Origin of the sequence: Pseudomonas sp. (genome assembly GCF_030690725.1) — a bacterium.
Classification (GTDB): domain Bacteria; phylum Pseudomonadota; class Gammaproteobacteria; order Pseudomonadales; family Pseudomonadaceae; genus Aquipseudomonas.
This window is the reverse complement of the sequence record NZ_JAUYGD010000078.1, coordinates 15,822-40,201: the sequence shown is the minus strand read 5'-3', so window position 1 is coordinate 40,201 and position 24,380 is coordinate 15,822. Positions and strand designations below refer to the sequence as shown.

At 61.8% G+C, this 24,380-nt stretch carries 24 protein-coding genes; 9 read left to right on the top strand and 15 right to left on the bottom strand.

Annotated elements, in window-relative coordinates; genetic code table 11:
• Nucleotides 1–355: glutaredoxin domain-containing protein (locus tag Q8O69_RS19465; RefSeq protein WP_305593825.1), on the bottom strand; the 355-nt coding region annotated here is incomplete at its 3' end.
• Nucleotides 356–488: 133 nt separating this feature from the next.
• On the opposite strand from Q8O69_RS19465, the gene Q8O69_RS19460 reads away from it, so the two are divergent.
• Nucleotides 489–725 (top strand): DUF3820 family protein, encoded by a 237-nt coding sequence (locus Q8O69_RS19460; RefSeq protein WP_275961523.1) that lies wholly within the window; start codon nt 489–491, stop codon nt 723–725.
• Here Q8O69_RS19460 and Q8O69_RS19455 read toward each other — a convergent pair.
• The 7 genes from Q8O69_RS19455 to nhaD form a co-directional block, all read right to left on the bottom strand.
• Nucleotides 712–1,440, bottom strand: coding sequence for an ABC transporter substrate-binding protein (locus Q8O69_RS19455; RefSeq protein ID WP_305593823.1), 729 nt, complete (start codon nt 1,438–1,440; stop codon nt 712–714). The two genes, Q8O69_RS19460 and Q8O69_RS19455, sit on opposite strands and share 14 nt — an antisense overlap.
• 777 nt (nt 1,441–2,217) lie before the next feature.
• Nucleotides 2,218–3,813 carry a malate dehydrogenase (quinone) gene (mqo, locus tag Q8O69_RS19450; protein ID WP_305593821.1) on the bottom strand — a complete coding sequence of 532 codons (1,596 nt, stop codon included), beginning with the start codon at nt 3,811–3,813 and terminating at the stop codon, nt 2,218–2,220.
• A gap of 420 nt (nt 3,814–4,233) precedes the next feature.
• The gene (gene folE / locus Q8O69_RS19445) at nt 4,234–4,782 is read right to left on the bottom strand and encodes a GTP cyclohydrolase I FolE (protein ID WP_160014565.1); all 549 of its coding nucleotides are present in this window, start codon (nt 4,780–4,782) and stop codon (nt 4,234–4,236) included.
• An 86-nt stretch (nt 4,783–4,868) separates the two neighbouring features.
• Nucleotides 4,869–5,426 carry a Smr/MutS family protein gene (locus Q8O69_RS19440; RefSeq protein ID WP_275961526.1) on the bottom strand — a complete coding sequence of 186 codons (558 nt, stop codon included), beginning with the start codon at nt 5,424–5,426 and terminating at the stop codon, nt 4,869–4,871.
• Between the two features lie 45 nt (nt 5,427–5,471).
• The gene (locus Q8O69_RS19435) at nt 5,472–5,792 is read right to left on the bottom strand and encodes a hypothetical protein (protein ID WP_305593819.1); all 321 of its coding nucleotides are present in this window, start codon (nt 5,790–5,792) and stop codon (nt 5,472–5,474) included.
• Between the two features lie 123 nt (nt 5,793–5,915).
• Nucleotides 5,916–6,512 (bottom strand): cysteine hydrolase family protein, encoded by a 597-nt coding sequence (locus Q8O69_RS19430; RefSeq protein WP_305593818.1) that lies wholly within the window; start codon nt 6,510–6,512, stop codon nt 5,916–5,918.
• A 318-nt stretch (nt 6,513–6,830) separates the two neighbouring features.
• Complete coding sequence (gene nhaD, locus Q8O69_RS19425) at nt 6,831–8,084, bottom strand: sodium:proton antiporter NhaD (protein WP_305593816.1); 1,254 nt, start codon at nt 8,082–8,084, stop codon at nt 6,831–6,833.
• 244 nt (nt 8,085–8,328) lie between these two features.
• Here nhaD and prmB point away from each other — a divergent pair, with 244 nt between their 5' ends.
• Nucleotides 8,329–9,261, top strand: coding sequence for a 50S ribosomal protein L3 N(5)-glutamine methyltransferase (gene prmB / locus Q8O69_RS19420; RefSeq protein WP_305593814.1), 933 nt, complete (start codon nt 8,329–8,331; stop codon nt 9,259–9,261).
• On the opposite strand, the gene Q8O69_RS19415 is transcribed toward prmB, so the two are convergent.
• Nucleotides 9,262–12,738 (bottom strand): hybrid sensor histidine kinase/response regulator, encoded by a 3,477-nt coding sequence (locus Q8O69_RS19415; RefSeq protein ID WP_305593812.1) that lies wholly within the window; start codon nt 12,736–12,738, stop codon nt 9,262–9,264.
• A gap of 227 nt (nt 12,739–12,965) precedes the next feature.
• Between Q8O69_RS19415 and Q8O69_RS19410 the strand changes: the two genes are divergently transcribed.
• Both Q8O69_RS19410 and Q8O69_RS19405 read left to right on the top strand, forming a co-directional pair.
• Nucleotides 12,966–13,535 (top strand): GNAT family N-acetyltransferase, encoded by a 570-nt coding sequence (locus tag Q8O69_RS19410; RefSeq protein WP_275961532.1) that lies wholly within the window; start codon nt 12,966–12,968, stop codon nt 13,533–13,535.
• A 3-nt stretch (nt 13,536–13,538) separates the two neighbouring features.
• On the top strand, nt 13,539–14,372 hold the full coding sequence (locus Q8O69_RS19405) for an AraC family transcriptional regulator (protein WP_305593810.1): 834 nt from the start codon (nt 13,539–13,541) through the stop codon (nt 14,370–14,372).
• A gap of 139 nt (nt 14,373–14,511) precedes the next feature.
• Here the strand turns inward: Q8O69_RS19405 and Q8O69_RS19400 are convergent, their stop codons facing one another.
• Both Q8O69_RS19400 and Q8O69_RS19395 read right to left on the bottom strand, forming a co-directional pair.
• Nucleotides 14,512–15,303 carry a hypothetical protein gene (locus tag Q8O69_RS19400; RefSeq protein WP_305593809.1) on the bottom strand — a complete coding sequence of 264 codons (792 nt, stop codon included), beginning with the start codon at nt 15,301–15,303 and terminating at the stop codon, nt 14,512–14,514.
• A gap of 64 nt (nt 15,304–15,367) precedes the next feature.
• Nucleotides 15,368–16,363, bottom strand: coding sequence for an alpha/beta hydrolase (locus tag Q8O69_RS19395; RefSeq protein ID WP_305593808.1), 996 nt, complete (start codon nt 16,361–16,363; stop codon nt 15,368–15,370).
• 162 nt (nt 16,364–16,525) lie between these two features.
• On the opposite strand from Q8O69_RS19395, the gene aroC reads away from it, so the two are divergent.
• From aroC to Q8O69_RS19370, 5 genes are all read left to right on the top strand, one after another.
• Nucleotides 16,526–17,617, top strand: coding sequence for a chorismate synthase (aroC, locus tag Q8O69_RS19390; RefSeq protein WP_305593807.1), 1,092 nt, complete (start codon nt 16,526–16,528; stop codon nt 17,615–17,617).
• A gap of 58 nt (nt 17,618–17,675) precedes the next feature.
• Nucleotides 17,676–18,827, top strand: coding sequence for an MFS transporter (locus tag Q8O69_RS19385; RefSeq protein ID WP_305593827.1), 1,152 nt, complete (start codon nt 17,676–17,678; stop codon nt 18,825–18,827).
• A 53-nt stretch (nt 18,828–18,880) separates the two neighbouring features.
• A complete protein-coding gene (locus Q8O69_RS19380; protein ID WP_305593806.1) occupies nt 18,881–19,429 on the top strand; it encodes an acireductone dioxygenase in 549 nt (182 codons plus the stop codon).
• Between the two features lie 75 nt (nt 19,430–19,504).
• Nucleotides 19,505–19,696: a PLDc N-terminal domain-containing protein gene (locus Q8O69_RS19375; RefSeq protein WP_275961538.1), complete on the top strand. Its 192-nt coding sequence runs from the start codon at nt 19,505–19,507 to the stop codon at nt 19,694–19,696.
• 46 nt (nt 19,697–19,742) lie between these two features.
• A complete protein-coding gene (locus Q8O69_RS19370) occupies nt 19,743–20,273 on the top strand; it encodes a histidine phosphatase family protein (protein ID WP_371136191.1) in 531 nt (176 codons plus the stop codon).
• Between the two features lies 1 nt (nt 20,274).
• On the opposite strand, the gene Q8O69_RS19365 is transcribed toward Q8O69_RS19370, so the two are convergent.
• The 4 genes from Q8O69_RS19365 to Q8O69_RS19350 form a co-directional block, all read right to left on the bottom strand.
• Nucleotides 20,275–20,772: a methylated-DNA--[protein]-cysteine S-methyltransferase gene (locus Q8O69_RS19365; protein ID WP_305593804.1), complete on the bottom strand. Its 498-nt coding sequence runs from the start codon at nt 20,770–20,772 to the stop codon at nt 20,275–20,277.
• A 4-nt stretch (nt 20,773–20,776) separates the two neighbouring features.
• Entirely contained in the window at nt 20,777–21,661 is an 885-nt protein-coding gene (locus tag Q8O69_RS19360) for a DNA-3-methyladenine glycosylase (RefSeq protein ID WP_305593803.1), read from the bottom strand.
• A gap of 108 nt (nt 21,662–21,769) precedes the next feature.
• Nucleotides 21,770–22,309, bottom strand: a complete 540-nt coding sequence (locus Q8O69_RS22265; RefSeq protein ID WP_371136190.1) for a methyl-accepting chemotaxis protein — start codon at nt 22,307–22,309, stop codon at nt 21,770–21,772.
• Between the two features lie 1,033 nt (nt 22,310–23,342).
• Nucleotides 23,343–24,365 carry an AraC family transcriptional regulator gene (locus tag Q8O69_RS19350; RefSeq protein WP_305593801.1) on the bottom strand — a complete coding sequence of 341 codons (1,023 nt, stop codon included), beginning with the start codon at nt 24,363–24,365 and terminating at the stop codon, nt 23,343–23,345.
• Nucleotides 24,366–24,380 lie beyond the last annotated feature (15 nt).

Here is a 24,380-nt window from a genome sequence, read left to right as displayed (position 1 = left end):
GCTCGTCGAGATAGGCAATGATCGCCTTGGACTCATACAGCCAGGTGCTCTGGCCGTTTTCTTCGATGCGCAGGCACGGCACCTTGATCTTGCCGCCTTGCTGTTCCAACTCGCTGCGTGCCTGGGCGTCGTTCTTCGCGTCGCGCAGGGCCACTGGCACATTCAGTTTGTGCAGGGTGCGGCGGGTTTTTACGCAGAACGGGCAGGCGTGGAACTGGTACAGCGCGAGGTTGCTGGCGCTTTGCTCGACCGTAGCCTGGGCCTCTGGGGTGCGTTTGAGCTTGGCCGGACGGCTGATCCAGTCGAGGAAAATGATCAACTGGCCGAGGCCGATACGCAGTGCCTTGATAATCATGCGGGGCAAACCTTGGTCGATAAACAGGGGCGCGCAGCTTACCCGAGTTTTTCTAGCTTGGCGTCGGCGCTGGTCTGGCTCTGCGCCCAACGGCATAATCCGCGCTCGATTGCCCAACCCTGCCGAGCCTGCGATGAAACCCGAAGACCTGCTGTTGCTGGTAACCCGCGAGATGCCTTTCGGCAAACACAAAGGCCGTCTGCTCGCCGATCTGCCGGGTAACTACCTCAACTGGTTTGCCCGCGAAGGTTTTCCCCAGGGCGAAATCGGCCGCTTGCTGGCGCTGATGCAGGAGATTGATCACAACGGTCTGTCGGGCCTGCTCGACCCGTTACGCAGCAAACCGCGGGTGCCGTTCAAGGGGCAGTAGGTTGTTTGTCGGGCAGTTCTGCATCGGGCTTTGGTAGGCAGCCCAGGCCGACATGTTTGGGAATGCCCAGTCGTTCATTTATCTCTTCGATCCATTGATGCCATTGCCCGCTGCGTAATGCCTGAGCTGCTGCGCGGTCCAGGCGCGGTCCCCATTGCTCCACGTGTTTGCGCAGAACCAGATAGTTCGGCAGGTTGGTGAGCGCAGGCCCACGACGCTCCAAGGTCTTACTCAGCCCTGTCTGCTGCAGTGAGGTCAATCCGCTGCGTTCGGGCTCTATGACGATGTCCAGGCGACCACGCTCCAGCATCAGGAACATATTTTCGCGACTGATGAGCTTGTCGTGTTGGATGCCCTGTTTATCCAACAGGTCTGTGGCCAGCTGGTTGCCATTCAGTATGCCGACACGTAAATCACGCAAGTCCTCCGCAGTGTTAATTACCCAGCGGCTGTCCCTATGCACGAAGGCGTAATTTGTTGAGCAACTGAGCGGCCCGACCAGATGTACCTGCTCACGAAAGGACGCTACTGCGCCAGGCTGACGAAAGAACTCGGCATCAACCTCACCGCGCTGCAACATAAGCAGCGAGCGCGCAGCTGGTACGAGCGTTATTGCAGGCTCAAAGCCGGCCTTGCGCAACAAGGCCTCCACTGCGGGTACTTGCGGTGCCAAGAAGTCGGCAGCCGACAATTCAATTGTCTGTGCTGACGCCATGCCATGCATCAGCGCAAGGTTTAGACCCACCAAGCTACTGACTCGGCGCAGGTTGCTAGTGGCGCATTGGCAGCGCTTTAGCACTTTAGCACTGTGGCGGTTGCCAGCGGATTGCGATTGGCGGTGAGCCGTGAATGCCTGGGCAGTGGCTGTGCGCTGGAGTAGATCGCCCACCTTATGGCGTCGCATAGTGCTAGGTAGACAGATGAAATGGCATTTGCCACTGATTGCCTCCGGCTGGTTGTGGCCTGTTACGGGGTGCAAACCATGCACGTCGCGTTGCGCAGATAAATGACAGGCCATGAGTTGCATCCAGAGAGACTGGCTTTATATGGATAATTTTCCGCCAATACCTCCCAGCTTAATCTAGCTATTGGGTGGCTGCTTCGAGTGACTGAGCGTTGGGCGTAAATTGCTCCGCATGGAGATGCCCCATGTCTCTACATGCCTCAGCTGCAATTGCCTGCTGGCCAGCAGTGCCAGTTGATAATGGTTTTGCTGGGTTTATGAACCCGCGATTGGTATCGAAGATGCGGTGTGCAGATGGCCGCTGCGTCTGCGCTGACCGATATCGATTGCTGTTGCTGTTGCTGGTTGCATGGTTACGGCCCTGAATAAAAACACCCTGCGAAAGGCTAGCTTTGGCAGGGTGTGTGGGGCGTGCATTGACCGGCTTGTGGCCGGTTTTTTATTGCGTGCCATCCATGGCCGCAGGCTGTGTCGCGCGAGGCGACGGTAAAAAGTGCTTCTGGCAATCTGCATTGCGCAGCAGGCGGCTTACTGCGCCTGGCTGACCTCTGGGGTGAGGGCCAGCGGTGGCACTTCAACGAACTCCAGTTGCAGGCGTTCGCTGCTCCAGGCGCGGGTCTGATTGGTCAGCGCCAGGTCGTCGTTCAGCTTTTGGCCGTAAGACGGGATGATTTCTTTCAGCTTGGTTTGCCACTCAGGGCTCTGCAGCTTGTTCTTGAAGGTTTTCTCCAGCACCGAAAGCATGATCGGTGCGGCCGTCGATGCACCCGGCGAGGCGCCGAGCAGGGCGGCGAGGCTGCCATCGGCGGCGCTGACCACTTCGGTGCCGAACTGCAGGATGCCGCCATGTTCGGCGTCTTTCTTGATGATCTGCACGCGCTGACCCGCCTGGATCAGTTCCCAATCTTCTGACTGGGCATTGGGGAAGTACTCGCGCAACGAATCCATGCGGTCTTCCTGGCTGAGCATCAACTGGCCCATCAGGTAGGTGCTGAGCGAGAAGTTATCGATGCCAGCGTGGGTCATCGGCAGGATGTTGTCGGTGGTCAGGGCGCTGAAGGTGTCGAGCAGCGAGCCATTTTTCAGGAACTTGGTGGAGAAGGTGGCGAACGGTCCGAACAGCAACACCTTTTTGCCCTCGATCACCCGAGTGTCCAGGTGTGGCACGGACATCGGCGGCGAACCGACCGAAGCTTTGCCATACACCTTGGCCTGATGCTGGGCGACGATTTCCGGGTTGCTGGTGGCCAGGAACGAGCCGCCAACCGGGAAGCCCGCATAGCCTTCGGCCTCGCTGATGCCGGACATCTGCAGCAGCTTCAGCGCGGCGCCGCCGGCGCCGATAAACACAAACTTGGCGTTGATGGTTTTTTCGGCGCCGCCATTGCTTAGGTCGGCCACCCGCACGTTCCAGGTGTTGTCGGCATTGCGCTCGATACCGCGCACTTCATGCTGCAGGTTGAGGCTGACGTTGTCCTGCTGGCTCAGCGAATCGAACAGCTGGCGGGTGATTTCACCAAAGTTGACATCGGTGCCGATCGATACGCGGGTGGCGGCAAGCTTCTGCCCAGGCTCGCGGCCTTGCATCACCAGCGGTACCCACTGTTTGATCTGCTGCGGGTCTTCGGAATACTCCATGCCGCGAAACAGCGAGCTGGCCTGCAGCGCCGCATGGCGCTTCTTGAGGAAGTCGACGTTGTCATCGCCCCAGACAAAGCTCATGTGCGGCACGTTGTTGATAAACGAAGGCGGGTTGTTCAGCACCTTGCGCTCAACCTGATAGGCCCAGAACTGTTTGGAGATCTCGAAGGATTCGTTGATCGCTACCGCCTTGCTGATATCGATGTTGCCATCGGCCAGCTCGGGGGTGTAGTTCAGCTCGCAGAAGGCCGAGTGGCCGGTGCCGGCGTTGTTCCAGGCGTTGGAGCTTTCATCGGCGACGCGGTCGAGGCGCTCGTAGATGTCGATGCTCCAGCCCGGCTCCAGCTCATTGAGGTAGGTGCCCAGGCTGGCACTCATGATGCCGCCGCCAACCAGAAGGACGTCCACGGTTTTTTCTGGCTCAGGGTGCTTGGCGCAGCCGATCACGCTCAGGCACAGGAGGGTCAACAGGAGTTTTTTCATTAAACCAACCATCTTATCGGTGAAGTCAAAATGACGACCTGGGCGACACGGGATCAGGCGTGTGGCAATAGCCTGCATCCCCGTCGGCGGGCGACAGGCACAGGGCAGGTGTACAGGGCGTCGTGTGCGTAACGGCAATGGCTCAGGGCGCAGCTGGCGAAGCACTGCGCAAGCGTTGCAAGACGTGGGGCGACTGCCGTTGTCAGGCTTATCGCAAGAAGCATGCCCGCAGCACGCCAGCCCCAAGCTGCGGCGTGCTGCCGCAGAGGGATGGGCGTTTTTCCTGTTTCGGGTGGCGTGATCTCGCCATGTTTGGGCGGTTTTACCGAGGCTTTTGGCGGATTGTCGCCGCCAGCCTTGATCGTGAGCAGGCGCAAAAAAACCGGCGCTAGGCCGGTTTTGGGTGTCGCACAGGCTTGCTCAGTTATTGACCAAGCTGAGGAACTCGCTGCGCGTGGCGGCGTTTTCGCGGAACTCGCCGAGCATCACCGAGGTGACCATGGAGGAGTTCTGCTTCTCCACGCCGCGCATCATCATGCACATATGCTGCGCTTCGATCACCACCGCCACACCGAGGGCACCGGTGACCTGCTGGATGGCTTCGGCGATCTGCCGGCTGAGGTTTTCCTGGATCTGCAGGCGGCGCGCGTACATATCGACAATCCGCGCGACCTTCGACAGGCCGAGCACCTTGCCATTGGGGATATAGGCGACATGGGCTTTGCCGATAAAGGGCAGCAGGTGGTGCTCGCACAGCGAGTACAGCTCGATGTTCTTCACCAGTACCATTTCGCTGTTGTCGGAGCTAAACAGCGCGCCGTTGGTGACTTCTTCGAGGGTTTGCTGGTAGCCCTTGCACAGGTACTGCATGGCTTTGGCGGCGCGCTTGGGCGTGTCGAGCAGGCCTTCGCGGGATACGTCTTCGCCAAGTTGGCCAAGGATCGCGGTGTAGTTCTGTTCCAGGGACATGGACAATCTCGTAGGTCTTTCTAAAGGGCGCAGGTTAGGCCGCGAGGCTCGGGCTGGCAAGTGCGTAACCCGCCAGCGGCATGAGCTTATTCGTCGCGGCCATCCATCATGGTGCGTTTGAGCATCACGTACACCGCGCCGGTGCCGCCGTGTTTGGCCAGGCAGGAGGTGAAACCGAGCACCTGTGGATGCTGGCGCAGCCAGGTGTTGACGTGGCTTTTGATCATTGGCTTGCGGCCGTCCATGCGCACCGCCTTGCCGTGGGTGATGCGCACACAGCGCACCTCCAGCTTGTTGGCCTCGGCGATAAATTCCCACAGGGTGTCGCGGGCTTTTTCCACACTCATGCCGTGCAGGTCGAGGCTGCCTTCAAAGCTGATCTGCCCCAACTTGAGCTTGCGCATCTGGCCTTCCTGCACGCCGTTGGCGGCCCAGTACAGCGGGTCTTCGGCGCCTACGTCGATGACAAACTGGTCGGACAAACCGTCGACCTTGACCGAATCCACGCGCGCCGTGGCGGCCTGGCGCAGGGTGGCCAGTTGGGCACGGTTGGGTTTCGGTTTACCGGTGTCGGCGCGGTCATGCTTGATTGGTTTGACGCCGCGCAACTCGGCTTTAAATAAAGAAAAATCGTCGTCTTGCATTTAGGCCTCCGCGAAGGCCGTTAGTGTAACCAAGCTGCCCAGCACTCAGTCGCGCTTTTTCATCAGATGTGGGGCCATGCTCAGGTCGCTGGGGCGGCGCAGGCGGCGTCGGCAGCGGCGCCAGAGCATCACGCCGAAGCACAGCAACAGCAGGCCGATAACGATAAATACGCTGGCCGCGCCTGGTGATTCGTTCAACGGGCCGAGTGCAGCGGGCTGGCCGAGCAGGGTGGCGGTGCCGGCCATTGTCAGCAGCACGCCGAATGTGGCGAACAGCGCCGCCAGGCCAGCGCCCAGGCGCAGGCGCCAGTTGCTGGCATTGCGTGGGCGCAGGCGGCGTGCATCAAAACCATCGGAGTGTTTCATTCCGATTTCCTCATGCCAATTTCCTCGGTGGCTATCGGCGGTATGACCGGTGTGGGCTGGTGTGGTTCAACTGCGCCCAATAGCCCCTGCGCAAGTTGCGAACTGCTGTGCGCTGGTGGTTATTCAGATCAAGGCGCTGGCGCAAGGCACCATGGCGGCAAAGTTGTCGGCCAGGGCGATCATCTCGGCGCGGTGCATGTCGGCTGCGCTGATCACCTGACCGTCGAGCGTTGGCAGGTCGCGGGTGGCGCAAGCGGCATCGACCACGGTGCAGCGGTAACCATAGTCCTTGGTGGCGCGCACCGTGGTGCTGATACTCGAATGGGTCATAAAGCCGCAGACGATCAGATCCAGGTGGCCCAGGGCCTGTAGGCGATCATGCAGGTCGGTGCCGTTGAAGGCGTTGGGCATGCGCTTTTCGACGATGATCTCGCCAGGCAGCGGCGCCACTTCCGGCAAGTGCAGGCCGCGAGGGCCGCGCGGGTCGAGCAGGCCGTCGGGAATGCCCAGGTGTTTGACGTGGACGATGGCGCTGCCCAGGTGACGGGCGGCGGCCAGCAGTTTGGCGATTTCTTCCAACGCGGCATCCAGCCCTGGTAATTGCAACACGCCGCTGCGGTATTCCTCTTGCGCATCGATGACCAGCAAGGTCGCATTGCTCAGGCTGGCGGGCGCATGGCTGCGGCCAGTGAGGGCGAACATCGTTTTAGGGGTGGACATGGCAGGAACTCCAGGCTGGCATGGACAGTCCACCCATTGTCCGCCTGTGCTGCGCTGCTGTGAACCTTTGTGGTCGATGATCTTGCATGCTGCCTATGCGGCGAGCAGAATCGGGGTGCTGCCGAGGAACGGCGATCTCAAGCAAAGGAGCTGCAATATGAGCCTGATTGCACTGTTTTCCGAACACTTCTGGCTGTTGTTTGCTGTAGCGATTTCCATCGCTGTGCTGCGCGAACTGCACCTTAAGCGAGACTAGTGGCGACGCTCGCGCAGCCTCGGTCATCGATAAGCGCCAGGCTATGCCCTGGCGCTTGCGTTTCAGTACAGGCCAAACAGTTCGAACTGCAGGTACCAGATACCCAGCGAGCCGAAGAAGTTGACCAGAATGGCTGGAAGGAACTTCAGGTGCACGGCGAAGCTGTAAGTCTTGTCCAGCGACATCGCCATGATCCCTGCGGCTGAGCCAACCACCGTCAGCGAGCCGCCAATCCCCACCATCAGCGCATTCAGTGCCCACTGATTGAGCCCCAGTTGCGGGTTGGACATCAGCGCCGCCGCTTCCACGGGCACGTTGTCCATCACCCCGGATGCCACCCCGAGCACCACGTTGACCGCCGTGGGGTGCAGCACTTCGAACAGCCGCGAGATATACGACAGCCAGCCGACGTGGTTGAGGCAGGCCACCGAGGTGATGATGCCGATAAAGAACAGCAGGGCGTTCCACTCGACCTTTTGCAGTTGGTCCTGCCAGGGCAGCTCGATACCGCGGCGCATCAGCAGCCAGGCATACAGGGCGACGATGCCCAGACCAATGCCGATGGCGAACTCAATGCTGACTTTCAGCACGATATTGCACAGCACCGCGCCAAATACCGCGAAGAAACCGACTATCGCCAGGCCCGCGCCACCGGGTTTGAGCGCGGATTCGGCCTGGTCGGCCACCTCAATCAGGCTCTGCCCATCGAGCTTGCGCAGGTAGAAGAAGTGCAGCGTGGCGGCGAACAGCAGCCAGCCAATCAGCGCCGAGGGGATCAGCAACAGCAGGCCGGCGATGCTGATCTTGCCGGCCAGTACCACCATCAGGCTGGTCGAAGTGCCGAGAAACCACACCCCGGAATTGGAGGCGACCACGATGTTGCATAGCGAAATATGCGTGTAGCGCTGATTGGTCGAGATGCTTTTCACCGTCTTGCCGAAGATCATCGCCGTGGTGATGTTGTTGAGAAACGGCGAGAGCAGCGCCGACAGCGCGCCGGTGGCCCAGAACATGCCGCGTGCGCCGAGGCCCTTACGCATCAGGTAGCCATTGAGCGCGGTGAAGACGTTTCGCTCATTAAGCAGCTCGACCACCATCCACATAAACGCCATAAAGGCGATCAGGCCAAACAGCTCTTCCTTGATCTCGCTCTGCGCATGCAGGAAGTACTGAAAGCCGTTGGGGTCGTAAAACGCGTAGTGGGCGCCGATAACGATCAGGCCGGACATCATGAACATCGCCGGCTTGAATTTATCCATCTCCAATTGTGCTTCAAAAACGATCAGCGTCATGCCAATCAGGAATATCGCCAGCACGAGCAAGCCCGTGATCGAGAAGGGATCTATGACCATTTTTAGGGATGTCTTGAGAAGGGAGGGAAGGGTTTGGAAATTAGTAACAAAATTATACTGATGCGCATGATGCTTGGGCAGGCCTACTTTGTGACTGTGGCGGCCTTTATGGTCAGCGATGCGTCGTACGGCTAAACAAGCGCTGCGCCCGGCGCGGGCTGGTGCGCCAGGCTGTTAGAATGGCGCACTTTTTCTGCGGAGAGCTGCCGTGACCGACGCTACACATACCTACCCAACCCGCCTGCGCACGGTGCGCGACTACATTCGCTGGGCGGTCAGTCGGTTTCATGGCGAGGAGCTGTTCTTCGGCCACGGCACCGACAACGCCTGGGATGAAGCCCGCCAGTTGGTACTCGGCGCCCTGCACCTGCCCTACGAAATTGCCGACAGCTACCTCGATTGCCGCCTAGAAGACGACGAGCATGCGCACCTGCACGCCTTGCTCGCACGGCGTATCGACGAGCGCGTGCCGACCGCCTACCTGCTGGGTGAGGCCTGGTTCTGTGGCATGCCGTTTATTGTCGATGAGCGTGTACTGGTTCCACGCTCACCGATTGCCGAGTTGATCGAGCAGCACTTCGAGCCCTGGCTGGCGCTGGAGCCGGCGCGGATTCTCGACCTGTGCACTGGCTCTGGCTGCATCGGTATCGCCTGCGCTTATGAGTTCCCAGAGGCCGAGGTGGTGCTCGGCGATCTGTCCTATGAGGCGCTGGAAGTGGCCAACCAGAATATCGAGCGCCATGGCCTGGATGAGCGGGTGTACACCGTGCAGGGTGATGGTTTTGCCGGGTTACCGGGGCAGCGTTTCGATCTGATCGTTTCCAACCCACCTTATGTGGATGCTGAAGATTTCGCCGATATGCCGGCCGAATACCAGCACGAGCCTGAACTGGGCCTGGCCTGCGGTGACGATGGCCTGGACCTGGTGCGGCGCATGCTCGCCGAGGCGGCGGATCATCTGACCGAGAAGGGCGTGCTGATTATCGAGGTCGGCAATAGCCAGGTGCACGTCGAGGCGCTGTACCCGGAAGTCGACTTCACCTGGCTGGAATTCGAGCGTGGCGGTCACGGCGTATTCCTGCTCGCCGCCGCGCAATGCCGCGAGCATCAGGCGCTGTTTCGTCAGCGCCTGAATGGCTGATTAGCGCAGCACTAGATGCCGGCTCAGCAAGGCGCGCAAAGCGGCCGGCTTGACCGGTTTGGGCAGAAAATCCAGGCCGGCGGCATGCACCTGAGCGATCAGCTCGGGGCGGCCGTCGGCACTGATCACCACGCCTGGTAGCGGCTCGCCCAGGCGCGTGCGCAGCCAGGCCATCAGTTCGGTGCCGGTTTCGCCGTCATCCAGGTGAAAGTCCACCAGCGCCAGCTGCGGCCGCACGTTTTCATTCAGCAGGTGTTCGCACTCCAGACGATTGCGCGCCGTCCAGACCTGACAACCCCAGCGTGACAGCAGGCTGTGCATACCGGCGAGGATGCTGTCCTCGTTGTCGATGCACAGCACCTGAATGCCGGCCAGCGCCTCGCCGTTGTGCTCGGGCTGGTTGAGCAGCACGGGTGGTTCGGCGTGTAAGGCCAGGGGGATGGTGACGCTGAATACGCTGCCCTTGCCCGGCCAGGAGCGCACTTCCAGCTGGTGGCCGAGCACCCGGCACAGGCCATCGGCAATCGCCAGGCCCAGGCCCAGGCCTTTTTCGGCGCGGGTCTGGTGGCTGTCCAGGCGCTTGAACTCCTCGAAAATTACCTTGCGTTTGTCTTCCGGTATTCCCGGGCCGCGATCCCATACTTCCAAACGCAGCTGCTGGCCGTTGCGGCGTACGCCGAGCAGTACGCGGCCCTTGGCGTAGCGGAAGGCGTTGGTCAGGAAGTTCTGCAGAATGCGCCGCAGCAATTTGATGTCGCTGTCGACCCGCAGGCGGCTACCGCGCAGGCGGAAGTCCACGCCGTGTTCGGCGGCCAGCACCTTGAATTCCGCGCCGAGGGTGTCGAACAGGTTGTTCAGCACAAAGGCGTGGCGATCCGGGGTGATGCGGCCGTTTTCCAGGCGCGAGATATCCAGCAGGTCGCTGATCAGGTCTTCGGCCGAGCGCAGCGAGCTGTCCAAATGGCGCACCAGCTCGCGGGCGTCGGCGGGCAGGGCATCGTCCTGGTGGGACAGGGCGGCGGAGAACAGCCGCGCGGCGTTTAACGGCTGCATCAGGTCATGGCTGACGGCGGTGAGAAAGCGGGTTTTTGATTGGTTAGCCGCTTCCGCCACGCCCTTGGCCTCAGTCAGCGCCTGGTTCAGTTGCGACAGCTCCTGGGTGCGCTCGCTGACTCGTTGTTCCAGGCCTTCGTTGGCGTCCTTGAGCGCGCGCTCGGCTTCGCGGAATTCGGTGATGTCGGTAAAGCTCATAACAAAACCGCCGCCGGGCATGGGGTTGCCGATCAGCTCGATCACCCGGCCGTTGGGGAACAGCCGCTCGGAGGTGTGCGCTGTGCCCTGGCGCATCCAGTACAGGCGCTTGCTGACGTGCTCCTCGATATCGCCGCCGCCGAGCAGGCCGCGTTCGGCGTTGAAGCGAATCAGCTCGGCCACCGGTCGACCGACATAGACCTGGCCGTCGGGGTAGTTGAATAGCTCAATGTAACGGTGGTTCCAGGCCACCAGGCGCAGCGACTGGTCGACCACGCTGATGCCCTGGGTAATGTTCTCGATGGCGCCTTGTAGCAGCGCACGGTTGAACTGCAGCACTTCCGAGGCTTCGTCGACGATGCGCACCACATCCTCGACCTGCATCTCGCGGCCTTCGATGGCCGCCTTGACCACCGCGCGGGTCGATGAGGCACCGAGCACACCGGCCAGCAGGCGTTCGGTGTGGGCGATCCATTCACTGTTGGCGGTCTGGTTGGGGTCAAAGCCCTTGCCCTGGCGATAGGCGAAACGCATAAAGCTCTGCCGCGCGCGGTCTTCCCCGACAAAGCGGTTGGCCAGCAGCAACAGGTCGCCGACCTGCACCGCGAGCATGCTGCGGTTGCTTGGTTTGTTGCCCAGGTCATGGCCGATAAAGCGCCCGGCCTGCCAATGTTCGGCCACCCGCGTGCGGGAGAAGTAGGAGACCCAGGCAAACAACAGGAAGTTGCCGGCCAGCGACAGCACCACACCACGGGTCAGCGGGTCGACCTGAAAACCTATCGGCCCGTACAGCAAGGTTTGCACGCCCGGCAAGGCATCCGCCGGCCAGCCCAGGCCGCGCGCCACCAGCGGCATGACCAGGGTGTAGAACCAGATCAGCGCGCCAAAGAACAGCCCGGCAAACACGCCCTGGCGATTGGCCTGCTTCCACACCAGCGCGCCGAACATCGCCGGGGCCAGCTGGCCGATGGCCGCGAAGGAGACCTGGCCGATGGTCGCGAGGCTGGCGTTGGAGCCAAGCAGGCGATAGCACACATAGGCCAGCAGCAGGATCAGCACGATGCTCACCCGGCGTGCGGTGAGCATCCAGTGGCGGAAGGCCTCGAAGGGCCGTTCGGTGTTTTGCCGGCGCAGCAGCCAGGGCAGCAGCATATCGTTGGAAATCATCGTCGACAGCGCCACCGAGGCGACAATCACCATGCCGGTGGCCGCCGATGCGCCACCGATAAAGGCCAGCATGGCCAGCGCAGGATGGGCTTCGGCCAGCGGTAGGCTGATCACAAAGGAATCCGGGGTGATGCCGGCCGGCAGCAGCATCTGTCCGGCCAGGGCGATGGGCACCACAAACAAGGCGGCGAGGACCAGGTAGGCGGGGAACACCCAGCGCGCCAGGCGCAGGTCCTTGGGCTCGATGTTTTCCACCACCGTCACATGGAACTGCCGTGGCAGGGCGATGATGGCGATCATCGCCAGGCCCGTCTGGGTCATCATCGCTGGCCAGTTCAACGTTTCTGCCCAGAAACCCTCCAGCTCGGCGCTGGCCTTGGCCTGGCTGAACAGATCGGCAAAACCGTTGTACAGGCCGTAGGTGACAAATGCGCCGACGGCGAGGAAGGCCAGCAGCTTGACCAGCGACTCGAAGGCAATCGCCAGAACCATGCCGCGGTGGTGTTCGGTGACATCCAGATTGCGCGTGCCGAACAATATTGTGAACAGGGCCAGCACCAGCGAGACGATCAGCGCGGTGTCCTGGGCGCCGGTGCCATTGGCCCCCGCGCCGGCCCCGCTGAGCAGGTTGACCCCGAGCACGATGCCTTTGAGCTGCAGGGCGATATAGGGCAATACGCCAACCAGGCAAACCAGCGCTACCACCACCGCCAGGGCCTGGGATTTGCCGTAGCGGGCGGCGATAAAGTCGGCAATCGAGGTGATGTTTTCCTGCTTGCTGATCATCACCATCTTCTGCAGCACCCAGGGCGCGAAGACCAGAATGATGATTGGCCCGAGGTAGATCGGCAGAAATGACCAGAGCTGTTCGGCGGCCTGGCCCACCGCGCCGAAAAACGTCCAGCTGGTGCAGTACACCGCCAGTGACAGGCTGTAGACCCAAGCGCGGATCTTCGGCGGCATGGGCGCGGCGCGGCGGTCGCCGTAGAAGGCGATGGCGAACAGAATGGCCATGTAAATCAGCGCAACCGCGGCGATCAGCCCGCTAGACAGGGTCATGCAAACTCCGAAAACAAACTATAGGGGGCTGCCGGGGTCATATCTGGCAGCGCAGCGGCTGCCCAGAGCCTACTGCATATGATTTGTCCCAGTCTCGCAGCAAAGTCACGGTGCGTCAGGCACGACCAAGGTCGCACTGGCGTAGAACATGTTGCTGTTGTGGATTGTGCACACTTGCCGGCCCTGTTAGCGTGTCGCGCCTGCGACTCTGTCCGAGGAGGGACCCTATGTTCAAGCCGCAACTGATTACCCTGCAACGTGGTGGATTGCGCATCGAGCCAATGGTCGACGCCGATATTCCCGCCCTGATCAGTCTGGCCGAAGCCAATCGCCAGGAGTTGATCTATATGAGTGGCAGCCAGCGCCTTGACTGGTATCGCCAGGGCTTGCTCGAACAGCGTGAAGGGCGGGCCTTGCCCTTTGTCATTCGCCTGGGCGAGCAGTTGGTGGGCACCACCCGTTTCGGCGACTTTATGAATACCTTGCCGGCGGCAGAGATCGGCTGGACCTGGCTGGACCGCAGCCAGCACGGCACGGGCCTTAACAGCACCATCAAGTACCTGATGCTCAAGCATGCTTTCGAGCACTGGGGGCTGGTCCGTGTGCAGCTGAAAACAGCTGCCAGCAACCTGCGCTCGCAACGCGCCATCGAAAAGCTCGGCGCGCAGCGTGAAGGTGTGTTGCGCAATCACCGCCGCCTGGCCGATGGCCGTCTGGACGACAGCGTGCTGTACAGCATCACCGACCATGATTGGCCGACCATCAAGCAGCAGCTGGAGGCGCGTTTCAGCGGTTAAGGCATGGCGCAGGCGGGTGGCGAACAGACACGATTCTGGCAGGCGCGCGAGCTGGGCGGTATTGAGCTGCTGCACGCGCACTATATCGAGCAGCGCTTTTCGCCCCATGTGCACGAAGGCTTTGTTTTCACGGTGATCGAGGAGGGTGCCCAGCGCTTTCGCCACCGTGGCAGCGAGCACCTGGCGCCGGCCGGCAGCATGGTGCTGATCAACCCGGATGAGCTGCACACCGGCTCCAAGGCCCATGACCAGGGCTGGCACTACCGCGGCTTCTACCCGGACAACGCGCAGGTGTGCGGTGTATTGGCCGAGCTGGAATTGGGTCAGCAGGGCATGCCGTCATTCGCCCTGAGCGTGTTGCATGACCCACAGCTGCATCGCCAATTCGGCAATCTGCACCAATTGCTGGACAGCCAGGCCTCGGCGCTGCAGCTGCAAACCGCCTGGCGTGAGGCGATTCTGCTGCTGTTTCAGCGCCACGCGCGTTTGCCTGAGGGCCTGGCGCCGGGTGATGAACCGCGTGCCGTCAGCCGCGCCAAGGAATTGCTCAGCAGCCAGCTGGCGGCGCCGCCGTCACTGGAACAACTGGCGCAGGCGGTGGGCTTGTCGCCGTTTCATTTCGCGCGAGTGTTTCGCCGCGCCACCGGCCTGCCGCCGCATAGCTGGTTGATGCAGCGCCGCCTGGAGCAGGCTCGGGCGTTATTAAGAAATGGCTGTGCGCCGCTGAGTGTGGCGATGCAATTGGGCTTTGCTGACCAGAGTCATCTCAGCCGGCAGTTCAAGCAGGCCTACGGCGTGGCGCCAGGGCAGTATCGCCAGGCCCGCGCCATTTCTTAGCAGCCCGCTGAAAACGTCAGCGAGGCAGCCGAGACAAGGCAAAAGTAGGCGAAGAGGCGGAGTTTACGAGCTGTAAATGAGCATTCTGAGCCTACTTTTAACGCCGTATCGGCAACGCAGGTAGTTTTCAACGGAGCTGCTAGCGCGTGGCAATCCATATCAGCAGCCCCGCCTGAAACACGCAGAAGGCCACCAGACAGGTGATGGTAAAGCGCAAGCCGCCGTCTTCGCGTTTGAACACTTCGATACGCTCTTCCAGCTTGCGCACCTTCACTTCCAGCTCGCGCAGGCTTTGATCGGCCTGTTGCAGCATGTTGGCGGCGTCCAGCAGTTCGACGATCTGCAACTTTTCCGTATGCCAGTCACCATGCAGCGAGCTGACCCGGGGCGCGCCGCACTGGGCCTTGATCTTCAGCGGGTCGAGGTATTCGACCACAAAGCCCTGGGCTTGCAGGCAGTGGTCGCGTCGGGCGCGCGCTTCATCGCTGAAGGCGTCTTTGCTCGGCAGGATGGTGTTTGCCACTTGATAGTGGGCGTAGTGCTGGCGTGCCCAGCTAATCCCCTGGGCCAGCATAAAACGCCCCAGACCACGGTTTTCCGGCTGTACCTGCAGGCCGCTGTCGGGGCCGAAGCTGAGCGTGCGCTGCTCATGGTTGGCCCAGACTTCGAAGATGTTCTGCTCTTTGCGCACGCGTTGGCCGGGCAGCTGCAAGGTTAGGCGCAGCAGGCTGTGCTGTTTGCCCAGGCGCTCGACGCGGCCGAGCTGGATAAAGCGCAAGGGCCGCGCGCCGGTGTGGCGGTCGGTGGGCAGGGCGGCAAGGCGTAACAAGCTGAAGTGCTCGGGGGCAAGCTCGGCCCAGGGATGGGCTTGCTCGACGACTTCCTGCGCGGCGGCGTCGGTATCGGTTTGTGGTTCTGGGCTGTCGGTCATACACGGCAATCCTGTGCGCGACATCTTCAGGTGTCGTCTGATGCGCTTATCGGCCGCTGCTCGGCTAACTGGAGGCCGGCTTTTTGCCGCTGCGTTGGATAAACTGGGCGATCTGCTCGCCCAGCCCTTGTGCCAACGGTAGCCGAGGATTGTCATAGCTGGCCAGTTGCGCGGTTAAATCCAGCGCGCTGATGCGCAGCATATGGTTCATGCCGGGGATGATCAGCAGCTCGGCATCCGGCTTGGCCGCTTGCAGCGCCTGGGCATCGGCGACGCTGACCTGGATGTCGTGGCTGCCTTGCACGATCAGCGCCGGGATCTGCAGGCGGGCAAAGGCTTGGCCTGGGTTCTGCCGCAGCAGCGAGATCAAATAGGGCTGCACGCTGGGGCGAAACAGCACCTGCAACTGTTTGGGCACCTGTGGGCTGAATTGCCCAGCCAGCAGGCGGTCGAGCACTTGATTGCTCTGCGCCAACAGATGCGGCGGCAGGCGTGCGGCCAGCTGCTCGCGCAGCAGCTGATCAACCGGCCGTGAGCTGCCGGCAATTGCCACCAGGGCATCGGCCTGGGCCTGTTCGGCGGCTAGGCTGGCAATCAACGCGCCTTCGCTGTGGCCGATCAGAATCAGCCGGTCAAACGCCGGGTTGGCCTTGAGCAGCTGTGCCCAGCCCACCGCATCGCTGACATAACTCTCGACACTGAGCTCGCGTTCATCTGGCGTGGCCGCGCGGCTGGCGGCCACGCCGCGTTTGTCGTAACGCAGGCTGGCGATGCCCTGTTTGGCCAGACTTTGAGCCAGGCGCTTGAAGCTGTCGCTCTGGCCACCTTCGGGGTTGTTGCCGTCACGGTCGGTGGGGCCGGAGCCGGCAATCAGCAGGGCGACGGCAACCGGTGTGGTGCTGCTGGGCTTGAGTAGCGTGCCATGCAGCGTGCCCTGCGCGGTCTGTAGCTGCAGCGCACGTTGCACGCTGCTGTGTGCGGTGTTGTGGGAGGCGGCAGTCGCTGGGGGGTGGAGCAGGGCGCTGCAGAGAAGAAGCGGCAACAGAAGAACTCGGGTCATGGATAGGAACTGCCTGGGGTGAGCCAATTGGACGTTTATCCGCCCTGAAGGTTCGAGGATGATCTGTACGGACGCCACGGGTATACTCGCCGCCTTTACTCAAGTGGGGTTTTGCGCCGGCTGGCGTAGCCTCGGAGCTGATTTTCGCGGAGCGTTTTGCACATGTCCGGCAATACCTACGGCAAGCTGTTCACTGTCACCACCGCTGGCGAAAGCCATGGCCCGGCGTTGGTCGCCATTGTAGATGGCTGCCCGCCGGGGTTGGAGATTAGCCTGCAAGACCTGCAGCGCGACCTCGATCGGCGCAAACCAGGCACCAGCCGGCATACCACGCAACGCCAGGAAGACGACGAGGTGGAAATCCTCGCCGGCATCTTCGAGGGCAAGACCACTGGTTGCTCGATTGGCCTGCTGATCCGCAATACCGACCAGAAGTCCAAGGACTACTCGGCGATCAAGGATTCCTTCCGTCCGGCCCACGCCGATTACACCTATCACCACAAGTACGGCGTGCGTGACTACCGTGGCGGTGGCCGCAGCTCGGCGCGCGAGACTGCCATGCGCGTGGCCGCCGGCGCCATCGCCAAGAAGTACCTGGCGACTCAGGGCATCGTGATTCGCGGCTATATGAGCCAGCTGGGGCCGATTGAAATCCCGTTCAAAAGCTGGGAATCGGTCGAGCAAAATGCCTTCTTCAGCCCCGACCCGGACAAGGTGCCGGAGCTGGAAGCCTATATGGACCAGCTGCGTCGTGATCAGGATTCGGTTGGGGCGAAGATCACCGTGGTTGCCGAGGGCGTGATGCCGGGTTTGGGCGAGCCGATTTTCGACCGTCTTGACGCTGAACTGGCCCATGCGTTGATGAGCATCAACGCGGTTAAGGGCGTGGAAATCGGCGCGGGTTTCGACAGTGTGGCGCAGCGCGGCACCGAGCACCGTGACGAGATGACTCCAGAGGGTTTTCTCTCGAATAACGCTGGCGGCATCCTTGGCGGTATCTCCAGTGGCCAGCCGATTGTTGCGCATCTGGCGCTCAAGCCGACCTCAAGCATTACTACGCCGGGGCGTTCGATTGATATTCACGGCAACCCGGTGGATATCATCACCAAGGGCCGTCACGACCCGTGCGTAGGCATTCGCGCTACGCCAATCGCCGAGGCGATGATGGCCATCGTGCTGATGGACCATCTGCTGCGCCACCGCGCGCAGAATGCCGATGTGCGGGTCAGCACGCCGGTGCTGCCACAGCTGTGATTAGCCTTGCTGCGCGGCCAACCGCGTCCCGCAGCACTGTTTCGGGTTTATGCCCAGCATGAGCCCGGCATTGCCTTACTGGCGCCTGTCCGGTTTCTACTTCTTCTATTTCTCGCTGCTCGGCGCCACCGCGCCGTTTCTCGCGCTGTATTTCGACCACCTGGGGTTTTCTGCCGCGCGGATCGGCGAGCTGATCGCCATTCCCATGCTGATGCGCTGCATCGCGCCGAATATCTGGGGCTGGCTGGGTGACTACAGCGGGCAGCGGCTGGCTATCGTGCGCTTTGGTGCGCTCTGCACGCTGCTGTGCTTTGCCGGCATCTTTATCAGCCAGAGCTACGCCTGGCTGGCGCTGATCATGGCGCTGCATGCGTTCTTCTGGCACGCGGTGCTGCCGCAGTTTGAAGTCATCACCTTTGCCCATCTCAAGGAGCAGGCCGCGCGCTACAGCCAGATTCGCCTGTGGGGCAGCATCGGTTTTATCGTCGCCGTGGTGGGGCTGGGCAAGCTGTTCGAGGTGCTCAGCCTGGACGCCTATCCCTGGGCGCTGATTCTGATCATGGGCGGCATCGTGCTGAGCAGCTGGTGGGTGCCCAATGCGCAACCGCAGATGCGCCCCAATACCCAGGACCAGGGCGGCTTTCTCCAGCAGCTGCGGCGGCCGGGGATTCTCGCCTTCTACCTCAGCGTCGGCCTGATGCAGCTGAGCAACGGCCCGTACTACACCTTCCTCAGTTTGCACCTGGAAGCCCTGGGCTATTCGCGCGGGGTGATCGGCCAGCTGTGGGCGTTGGGCGTGCTGGCTGAGATCGTGCTGTTTATGGTCATGGCCCGGTTGCTGGCGCGCTATTCACTGCGTACCGTGCTGCTGGCGAGTTTTCTGATTACCGCACTGCGCTGGTTGCTGCTGGGCAACCTTGCCGGGCATCTGCCGGTGCTGCTGTTTGCCCAGTTGATGCATGCCGCAACCTTCGGCAGCTTCCACGCAGCGGCCATGCATTTTGTTCAGCGCAGCTTTGCCGACCGCCAGCAGGGCCAGGGCCAGGCGTTGTATGCCGCGCTGGCGGGCGTGGGCGGGGCGCTGGGCGCGCTGTATTCCGGTTACAGCTGGCACAGCCTCGGCGCTGCCTGGACCTTTGCCATCGCCAGCCTGATTGCCCTGGCGGCTGCGGTGATTACCGCGTGCTATATGCGTGATGAGCGGCCCTAGCTTTAATTTGCCGAATTGAACACCTGAATTAAAACCGTACGAGAGCCCTGACCATGAGCAGCCTGACCGTCTACCACCAGTCCTCGCCCGAGTACCCGAACAAGTTGCTGACTCACGTTGAGGACATCGCCAGTACCTTGGCCACCGTCGGTGTGCAGTTCAGTCAGGTGCCGGTAGCGCAGCCAGTTACCGCCGGCAGCGCCAGTGATGAGCTGCTGGCGGCCAGTCGTGTGCAGATCGACCAACTGATGACCGCGCATGGCTACACCAGTGCCGAAGTCCTGAGCCTGTGTGATGAGCGTGGTGAGGGCAGTGAGCTGGCTCGTAGCCTGCGCGCGGAGCAACGCTGTCAGCCGGCCCATCTGCATTACTACCTGGCTGGGCGTGGCCAGCTGGCGCTGCATATCGGCGAGTACGTCTACAGCTTGCTGTGCGAGAAGGGCGACCTGCTGTTGGTGCCGGCCGGCACGGCGCATTGGTTCGATGGCGGTGAGCATCCGCGTTTTGCCGTATTGCGTCTGTTCGATAGCCCGCAGGTGCCGGGTTTTGTGCCAGTGGCGGGTGATTTTGCCGCCGCGTTTGCCGGGCTTGATGACTGCTGAAAAAGCAAACTGCTGAACTCTTGTAGCGAGCGGCTATCCTACGAAGGCGAAACCTTCGCATAGGAGCGTCAAATTATGGGTTCAACATTCAACGGTTTGCTGGGGCTGGTCATTCTGGCGCTGGATATCTGGGCGATTCTCAGCGTCATCAAAAGCAATGCCGAAACGGGCATCAAGGTGCTGTGGATCTTGCTGATCGTCTTGCTGCCGGTGATCGGCCTGATTATCTGGGCATTGATGGGCCCGCGTGGCACGGTCAAGTTCTAGCAGGCCGTTGAAAAACTACCTGCGTTGGCGATACGGCGCGTGGCTATTGGTGCTGTATCTGCTGAGCGGCGCGGTTCAGGCCAGCGATAAACACGCCTGGACCGCGTTGCGTGAAGGCCGCGCCGTGCTGCTGTTGCGCCATGCCACAGCGCCCGGCACGGGTGATCCGGCGAATTTCCAGCTAAGTGATTGCCGCACGCAGCGCAATCTCAATCAGCTTGGTCGCGAGCAAGCGCAGCGCTGGGGACAGTTGTTGCGTAGTCAGTGGATCGAGCCGCGCCTGCTTAGCAGCCGCTGGTGCCGCGCCCAGGATACGGCCCGCGAAATGGGCTTGGGCGCAGTCGAAGCGCTGCCAGCCCTGGACTCCTTCTTTCAAACACCTAACACCGCCCATGAGCAGACTGCTGCGCTGATCGAACAGGTCAATGCGCAAGCCCGTGGCGCGTCGTTGGTGCTGGTCTCCCATCAGGTCAATATCACCGCGCTGACCGGTATCTATCCGGCGTCTGGCGAAGGGTTGATTCTGGCGTTACCGCTAGAGGCTCCGGCACGTGTGCTGGCGCGAGTTCAGCCCTAGGCTAAATACTCAACAGCCGCTGCTCCGGTAGCTGCGCCCCTTCCAGTTTGAGCAACAGCGCCTTGCGCGGCAGGCCGCCGGCATAACCGGTAAGGCTACCGTCGCGGCCAATTACCCGGTGGCAGGGAATGATGATGGCAATCGGATTGGCGCCATTGGCTGCGCCGACCGCGCGCACCGCCTTGGGCCGCGCGATCTCGGCGGCGAGAGCGCTGTAGCAGCTGGTCTTGCCAAACGGAATGGTCTGCAGCGCCTGCCACACGACCTGCTGGAACGCTGTGCCCTGTGGCGCCAGGGGCAGCTCGAAGCGCTGCCGGCGCCCGGCAAAATACTCATCCAGCTGTCGGCACACTTCATCCAGTTCATCGGCGGCGCTGCGCCAGTGTTCGCCGATATGCCAGGGCTTGCCGTCGATATCCATCAGCAATTGCTGCAAGCCGGTTGCGTCAGCGGCCAACAGCAGGCGGCCGATTGGGCTGTCGTGGTAGCGGTAGAACATCGCCTCAAACCTCCGAGTAGTTGTGCCACAGGTGCGCGGCGGCATAGGCGCGCCACGGTCGCCAGGCTTCGGCACGGGCCTTGAGTTGTTTGGCGTCGATGCCATCCGCACCCCACACCGGCGCTTTGAGCAGGCCCAGGTCGCTGGCGGGAAAGGCATCGACCTCGCCAAAGGCGCGCAGCGCAATATATTCCGCGGTCCACGGGCCGATGCCGGGGAGGGCGCACAGTTGCTCGACAAAGGCCGTGTAGCCGGCCTGCAGATCCAAGCGCAGCTCGCCGCTGGCCACCTGCGCGGCGAAGTGTTGCAAGGTCTGCACACGCTTGCCGGGCATGCCGATACCGTCCAGATTGGCTTCGGCGATAGAGGTCGGGCTGGGGAACAGCCGTTGAATCTCTGGCGCATCGGCAAATTGCAGCGCCTCACCCAGGCGCGTAACCAGGCGGCCGGTGATGGTCACTGCCGCCTTGACCGTGACCTGCTGGCCAACAATGGCGCGCACCGCCTGCTCGAACGGCTCGAAGGCTGTCGGCAGGCGCAAGCCAGGGTTACGCGCAACCAGCGGCCCGAGCTGCGCATCGTTGGCAAAGTGCGCGCTGATCTGCTGCGGTTGGCAGTCCAGATCAAACATCTTGCGCACCCGCGCAATAAGCATCTCAAGGCAGGGCTGCAGCGATTGGCTGTACTGCAATTGCAGCGCGTGCTGATTATCCAGCGCTTGCACGCGGAACCAGCCACGTTGGCCAGCGAGGTGCACGCTGCGTGCGTAACTGTGCGGCTGCAGGCTTTCCACCCCAGCCAGGGCGCGTAGGGCAAAGTGCGCGTGGAATTGTTGCCACTGCCAGGGCGGCTGGTAGCTCAGTAATAGGGTGTGGGGTGAATGGCTCATGGCCGAACAATAACCGTCGTTCGGCTGGCTGTCAGCGCAGAACTGACTTTCAAACTGCAGTGGTCAAGGCTTTACCCTCTCCCTGATGTAGGAGAGGGGCCTGCATAGTTAGGCGCTGGCCACCCGCTGATGCAACTGATGCGACAACTGCTCCAGCTGCTGGCCCAGATGCACTAATGACTCCTGGGCATCCAGCAGTTCGGCGCTGGCAGCGCGTTGACGTTGGCTGGCGTCACGTTGCGCGGCGCTGTTGTCGCGTACGTGCAGCAGTTGTTGATGCGCGCGGGTAAGCGCCTGGCTGTGCTGCAGAATCGAACTGGAGAGGTTGTCGGTCAGCCCGGCATTGCTGCTTAGCGCGCTGCCGACATCGCTGACCTGGGCCGCGCCGGTGTCGATGATCTGTTGCGACTGGCCCAGCACGTTCTGCACCGTATCGGCGGTTTCGTTGCTGCGCCGCGAGAGGTTGCGTACCTCATCGGCAACCACGGCAAAGCCGCGGCCATGTTCGCCGGCGCGGGCCGCTTCGATGGCTGCGTTAAGCGCCAGCAGGTTGGTCTGTTGGGCGATGGCGCTGATCATCTGCATGGATTCGGCGATGCGTTGGTTGCTCTGCTGAATCGCCTGCATGCTGGCCTGGGCGTCTTCCATGCGCTGGGCGCAGGCATTTACCTGGCTGCTGCTGTGCTGGGTGTCCTGGCTGAGCTGCTGCATGTGGTCGGTGCTGGAGGCGAGGCTGTCCAGCACTTCATGCAGGGCCAGATCCAGTTGATGCATGGCGTCGGCCTGTTGCTGCACATCGGTGTCGATGCTCTGGCAGCGCTGGCGAATGCCGCCGAGGGTCTGTTGCAGCTGGCCGGCCATCTGCAACAGGTCGCTGGCGGTGCTGCGTACTTCATCGACGATGCCGCCGAGCTGCTCCTGATTGCGTGCAGCGCGCTGGCCGAATTCACGGGATTCGCTAAGCGCCAGCTCGGCATCGGCCAGCGCCTGGTTGCGCAGCTGTGCGCTATACCACTGCGCCAGCCATACGGTCAGCACCGGCAGGATAAACCCGGAATAGGTGTTCACCGCTGCATCCCGTGGGCTCAGCTCGAATACAGGCAGGCTCGCACCGCTGCGTTCCAGGCGGATCAGCCAGAACACGAACAACACCTGGGCCAGGCTCCAGACCATGGCGCTGCGAGCGCCGGCCAGCAGGTAGGCGAAGACGATGATTACCGCCGGCCAGTAAATATGCGCCGAATGCAGGCCGCCCAGTTGGTAGATCAGCAGCATCGAGTAACTGGCCATGCACGCCAGGGCCATATTCGCCGCCACGGCCAGCGGCAGCACAGCGCTGCGCATGACCAGCAGCATCAGCGGCATGCCCAGTACCAGCAGCAACGAGCCATACATCAGCGCATCGTTGCCCATGCGCCCCCACTTGATGCAGCTGTACAGGCCGATAACCACGCTGCACAAGGCGCTGAAGGCCAGGGTGCGGGCCAACAGGATGCTGGCCTGGTCGGTCAAATCATGTGGCAGGAACTGCCCAAGGAAACCCTGTCGCATGAAAACTCCAGTCAGTTGGTTGTTCAGCAGTATCGGCGCAAATGGCCGCCAGCTTGAGGGTGGAAAACTGCCAATTTGACTGATGAAATAGCAAAGTGCCATCTGCGCCGACGACTTGTCAGTCGCGTTTTCAGGCCAGTGTTTGTCGATATTGCCCTGGCGTGAGGCCTTTCCAGCGCTTGAAGGCATGCAGGAAATTCGACACCTCGCTGTAGCCCAGGCGTTCGGCAATCTCCTCCTGGCTCAGGCCGGCGATGGCCAGCAGTTCTTCGGCCAATGCCTGGCGCACTTCCTCCTGCAGCTGGCGAAAGCTGCTGCCCTGATCTTCCAGGCGACGACGCAGAGTGCGGCTGCTGATGTTCAGTTCGCTGGCGATGACTTCCATGTCCGCCAGCCGTCCCGGTGTGCTCAGCAGGCGATCACGAATCTGTCCGGCCAGGCCGCTGCGCACCTGACGTTTGGCCAGCAGGGCCTGACATTGCTGCTCGCAGAGCTGAGCGCTGTGCGGATTGGCGCGGGGCAGGGGCAGATCAAGCAGGTGACGGGAAAAGCTGATGCGGTTCTCTGCGCAGGCAAACTCCGGCAGCAGGCCGAATTGCTCGATAAAGCGCGCAGTGTCAGCCGGCGCCGGCATGCTCAGTTGCACGCGGTCCAGGGGCATGCGGTTGCCGGTCAGTTCGCGCTGAATCACCATCACTGCCACGGTGTCGCGCAGCAGGAGAAAGTCGCGCACCTGATCCGGCAAATGGCTGCCGTCCAGCTGCAGATGTGCCTGGTCGGCGTCTTCACGCAAGCTGATGCGGTTAAAGGCAAAGGTCAGATCCAGGTAGCGCAGTCCGAGGTCGGCAGCCTGGCGGAAGCTCTGACTGCTGAGCAGGGCGTAACCCCAGATGCCATAGGTGGTCAGTTGATAGCGCAAACCGGCTTGCAGGCCGAGGTCATCCCGGCCAGGCAGGGCCTCGATCAAGTTGCGGATCAGCTGCAGTTCCTGCGCTCCTTCGATTTCACTGTGTAGCTCGGCCAGTTGCAGGGGGCTGAGTCCGGTGTCGCGCAGGCAGTGTTCGACACTCAAACCATGGTCGAGGCCCAGCTGGGTCAGCAGTTGCACACTGGTGATGCTGCGTCGTGGCAGGCTGTAGGGAAGAGCCGACATGCAGTTATCCGCTGA

Coding starts and splice junctions, on each gene's coding strand:
- Q8O69_RS19400 (WP_305593809.1), bottom strand. CDS start 15,303: ATGACCGACAGCCCAGAACCACAAACCGATACCGACGCCGCCGCGCAG.
- Q8O69_RS19415 (WP_305593812.1), bottom strand. CDS start 12,738: ATGACCCTGTCTAGCGGGCTGATCGCCGCGGTTGCGCTGATTTACATG.
- Q8O69_RS22265 (WP_371136190.1), bottom strand. CDS start 22,309: ATGGAAGACGCCCAGGCCAGCATGCAGGCGATTCAGCAGAGCAACCAA.
- Q8O69_RS19375 (WP_275961538.1), top strand. CDS start 19,505: ATGGGTTCAACATTCAACGGTTTGCTGGGGCTGGTCATTCTGGCGCTG.
- Q8O69_RS19435 (WP_305593819.1), bottom strand. CDS start 5,792: ATGAAACACTCCGATGGTTTTGATGCACGCCGCCTGCGCCCACGCAAT.
- Q8O69_RS19385 (WP_305593827.1), top strand. CDS start 17,676: ATGAGCCCGGCATTGCCTTACTGGCGCCTGTCCGGTTTCTACTTCTTC.
- Q8O69_RS19460 (WP_275961523.1), top strand. CDS start 489: ATGAAACCCGAAGACCTGCTGTTGCTGGTAACCCGCGAGATGCCTTTC.
- Q8O69_RS19365 (WP_305593804.1), bottom strand. CDS start 20,772: ATGTTCTACCGCTACCACGACAGCCCAATCGGCCGCCTGCTGTTGGCC.
- Q8O69_RS19440 (WP_275961526.1), bottom strand. CDS start 5,426: ATGCAAGACGACGATTTTTCTTTATTTAAAGCCGAGTTGCGCGGCGTC.
- Q8O69_RS19380 (WP_305593806.1), top strand. CDS start 18,881: ATGAGCAGCCTGACCGTCTACCACCAGTCCTCGCCCGAGTACCCGAAC.
- Q8O69_RS19395 (WP_305593808.1), bottom strand. CDS start 16,363: ATGACCCGAGTTCTTCTGTTGCCGCTTCTTCTCTGCAGCGCCCTGCTC.
- Q8O69_RS19350 (WP_305593801.1), bottom strand. CDS start 24,365: ATGTCGGCTCTTCCCTACAGCCTGCCACGACGCAGCATCACCAGTGTG.
- Q8O69_RS19430 (WP_305593818.1), bottom strand. CDS start 6,512: ATGTCCACCCCTAAAACGATGTTCGCCCTCACTGGCCGCAGCCATGCG.
- Q8O69_RS19360 (WP_305593803.1), bottom strand. CDS start 21,661: ATGAGCCATTCACCCCACACCCTATTACTGAGCTACCAGCCGCCCTGG.
- Q8O69_RS19410 (WP_275961532.1), top strand. CDS start 12,966: ATGTTCAAGCCGCAACTGATTACCCTGCAACGTGGTGGATTGCGCATC.
- Q8O69_RS19455 (WP_305593823.1), bottom strand. CDS start 1,440: ATGGCGTCAGCACAGACAATTGAATTGTCGGCTGCCGACTTCTTGGCA.
- folE (WP_160014565.1), bottom strand. CDS start 4,782: ATGTCCCTGGAACAGAACTACACCGCGATCCTTGGCCAACTTGGCGAA.
- mqo (WP_305593821.1), bottom strand. CDS start 3,813: ATGAAAAAACTCCTGTTGACCCTCCTGTGCCTGAGCGTGATCGGCTGC.
- Q8O69_RS19405 (WP_305593810.1), top strand. CDS start 13,539: ATGGCGCAGGCGGGTGGCGAACAGACACGATTCTGGCAGGCGCGCGAG.
- aroC (WP_305593807.1), top strand. CDS start 16,526: ATGTCCGGCAATACCTACGGCAAGCTGTTCACTGTCACCACCGCTGGC.